This window comes from Pseudoduganella aquatica (assembly GCF_009857595.1).
Lineage (GTDB): Bacteria > Pseudomonadota > Gammaproteobacteria > Burkholderiales > Burkholderiaceae_D > Rugamonas > Rugamonas aquatica_A.
On the sequence record NZ_WWCU01000089.1, the window covers coordinates 1 to 3,565 of the forward strand.

Consider the following 3,565-nt stretch of genomic DNA (forward strand, 5'->3'; position numbering starts at 1 on the left):
TCACCCGTTCGCCACTCGTCAGCGGAGCAAGCTCCCTGTTACCGTTCGACTTGCATGTGTAAAGCATGCCGCCAGCGTTCAATCTGAGCCAGGATCAAACTCTTCAGTTCAATCTCTGTTTAAAGTCCATAAATGGACTTGTCTGCGTTCCATGCCACTGGCATGTAACACCTCACTCAAAATACTGACGATTCCTTCTTTCGAAGGTCACGTTTAATATATTGTGTAAGCGTTTAATAATTTGAGCTAAGAAGCTTGCGCTTCCGGCATCATCATCAAACGCCCACACTTATCGACTGTTAATTTTTAAAGAGGTCTGCGTTTCTTGCTGAATCGTTGTGTTCAGCAGCAGAGAGACGAGATTATGGGGCTTGGTCTTCATTCCGTCAACCCCCTGCTCCGATAATTGCTATCGGCCCGTATCTGCTCCTGGCTGAATGGCAGCGGCGCCAATTGCTTGGCGGCGTACAAGGGCACTTGGTCCGCATAGTTGGCCGACTTCGGATCGGTTGATTGTCCATACACCAGCAGCCCTTGCGCTACCGGCCCAACGGCGTCGAAGCCCACCAGCTGGATATAGCTTGTACCCCAAACTATATTGCGATAACCATCTGCATTCAGGGCCGTTCCCATGTGTACCGAGTTATAGGAACCGTCGATATCACCGATGCCGCCGTGTACCGGCACCCTGACGCCATTGCGGATATCGGCCTGGTAATCTCCCAGCTTCCCGTCCAGCGGAACGCCCGCCGCTTGCAACTTGAGTGCAGCCGCCCGCAAGGCATTCAGCATCGCTGGCATCGCCGATGGCGCTACGCCATGCGGCGTATTGACCGGATCGTCCGGATTCATGGCCACGCGCCACCGGTTCGGGATAAGCGCGGCGCTGTTCCAGAATTCGCGGAACAGAATGGCGCCCCGGCTATCCAGATTCGCCCGCCTGTCCCACGCGGCGAGCACCTGGCAGGCAGCGGCCAGCACCGCATCGCCACCGGTGCAGCCGGCAAGCAGGTCCGGCAGCACCAGTTCCGCCGCATAGATGCGGTTGGCAAACAGCAGTTCCCGCAAATCGTCCGGCGACAGCTGCTGCTTCAACGCCAGCGCAGCATCCACCTGGCTGAAACCTATGCGAGTGCGCAACCCTTGCGCGATACCGACCGAGCCGTACATGGGCGAATATCCGAACGGCGGCGGCCCCAGCAACAAAGACTTCGAGTTGGCCAGCCAGTATCCGTCGTTGGAGTTGGCCACATAGTCGCTCCGCATCAGCGCCGGCGCGTGGGCCGGATTGAATATCCCGTCCGGTGCGCCATCTTGCTGCGCCCAGCCGCAACCGGTTCGCGCGCCGTCGAAGGACAGCAGCGCCGGGAACACCAGGCAGTCCGACAGGAAACGCTCGGTGGCGACCGCCGGCACCACGCTGGCGTCCGCGTACATGGTGTTGCCATCCCGGTCGGCTGCCACGGTGTTCACCCAGGGCAACCCAGCAATACGGTCAAGCGAACTCTTCATGCTGGCGATGCTGGTCGCCCGCCCTATGGCCAACCACTGTTCCAGCAACCGTGTGTTGTTGCGGTTGGCGTCCGCCAGCACATAAGCCTGCGTCGCGCTCCAGTTGACGCCGGCCTCGGGCTTGACCATCACCGCGCCGTGCTTGCTGAAGTAGAACACCTTACGCTTGCTGGCGATACTGCCGTCCGCCTGCAGCATGTCCACAGCCACCGTTTTCGCACTCATCTTCACCGGAACGCCGTCGACCATATATGTGGTGCCGGACGGATCAGCGGTATCGAGCGCCAGGCGGAAGGTGGTGAAATGGGCGGCCTTGGTGACGGTGTGGGTCCACGCCACGTCCTTGTTAAAGCCGATCACGACTATCGGCAGACCTCCCAGCATGACGCCCATCGCATCGTAAGAACCGCTCACGGTCAGGTGGACCTGGTAGAAGCGGTCGGTACTGGTCCACGGATAGTGCGGATTGCCAAGCAACATGCCACGCCCGTTCTGGCTGGCGTCCTTGCCAATAGCCAGGCCGTTGCTGGCCATGCGCGGCTTGAACAGTCCGGCCAGCATGGCGGGATTGGGCGCGGTCTTGCCGGCGCGGCGGCGCGCCAGCGGGACACCGGGATCGCGCGCGGCCGCCAGCACTTCCCTGGCAAAAACCTGGCCGGATGCGTGCAGCGCCTTTTCCGCTATCAGCAGATACAGGTCGTCCACCGAAATCGGCCGTACCCACTCCTTGCCGTTGCAGGCGGCCGGCAAGGCGCCGGCGTGGTCGCGCAGGAAGCGGTTGTAGCCGGCCGCATAGCCCTCCAGCAGATCGCGGATCTCCTGGCTACCGGCGGCGTAGCCGGCGCGCAGTTGCTCCAGGTCGAGGTAGCCCTTGAAGAAGAAATCGCTGTCTTCGTTTTTCAAATCGAAGCCATGCTCGTCGAGGTAGTCGATGGCCACGCTGTATTCGCCGTCGGCGCCCCTGGTGGGCATGGCGGCTCCGCCAAAATAGCGCGAGCGCTCGCCGCGCACGGTCAGCATGCTGTCGGCCAGCATGCAGACATTGTCCTCGGCATAGGCGTAGGCCATGCCATAGCCCAAGCCAATGAAGTTGTCGGCGCGGACATGGGCGACACCATGGGTGGTACGTGCCAGGTCGGCGCTGAAGCGGGGCGCAGGCTGGGGCGGCAGCGGTGCGGTGGCGGGAGCTTGCTTGTCGCCGCAAGCGGCGAGCAAGACGGTGCACAGGAGGAGCGGGCTGAGCAGTTTCATATGCGACCTTTCTACAGTAGGTCGAAACATCATCGCTGCCTATGCCCAACTCCGGTTTGCGCAAGCTCAAACCAGTGCCGTGCTACACGCCTGTCATCACGAAGCTTTGTAGAACACGTAGTCGGCCTGGTACTTCACCATCTGCTTGGCGCCGGCGTTGGCCGCGCTGCAGCTTTCGGATGGCGCCACGCCGCCCTGGGTGTTGATGCGCTGGATGTAGCTTATGCCGCTCATCATGCCGGAGCCGGTGGCAGGGCTGGCCTGTACCAGCTGGTGAGGAATGGAACCCGGCGTGGGCGACGGATGGACAGCCAACTGCTTGCCGGTTACCTTGCTGCCGTCGTTGGCTTCCCAGGTCGGGCCGCCGTAGTATTTGCCGACTGCAGTCTTGTTTTTGTCATAGAGAGTGGCGGTGGGGCCGATGAACGCCCATTCGTAGGCGTCGGGCATGCCGGCTTTCGCGCGGCACTCATAAGCCAGATCGCCTGCGCCGAGCGCAGTCATGACGGCTTTGTGGCCGGCCGGCACGGCAATCGGCGTGCCCTCGGATGCTTGGGCGGCGGTTGCAAAAACGGATAGCAGGAACAGAATGCGTTTCATCGGAATCTCCTGGTTAGTGCGGCAGGATGCCAGCACGCAAGACATATACGAGAGGAAACGCAAAACGGATTCAGGTAAACGCAAAAAACCCCCACCGGATCACCGGAGGGGGTTTTGCTTATAACTAGCCTGACGATAACCTACTTTCACACTGGTTGCAGCACTATCATCGGCGCAAAATCGTTTCACGGTCCTGTTCGGG

General features: G+C 60.8%; 2 protein-coding genes and 1 rRNA gene. All 3 read right to left on the bottom strand.

Annotated features, from left to right (window positions below; all coding sequences use genetic code 11):
• Window positions 1-110, bottom strand: a 16S ribosomal RNA gene (locus tag GTP77_RS29570); the annotation flags it as partial.
• A gap of 268 nt (window positions 111-378) precedes the next feature.
• Window positions 379-2,763, bottom strand: coding sequence for a penicillin acylase family protein (locus tag GTP77_RS29575; protein ID WP_161075723.1), 2,385 nt, complete (start codon window positions 2,761-2,763; stop codon window positions 379-381).
• A gap of 96 nt (window positions 2,764-2,859) precedes the next feature.
• On the bottom strand, window positions 2,860-3,363 hold the full coding sequence (locus tag GTP77_RS29580) for a DUF3455 domain-containing protein (RefSeq protein WP_161075724.1): 504 nt from the start codon (window positions 3,361-3,363) through the stop codon (window positions 2,860-2,862).
• Window positions 3,364-3,565: the final 202 nt, after the last annotated feature.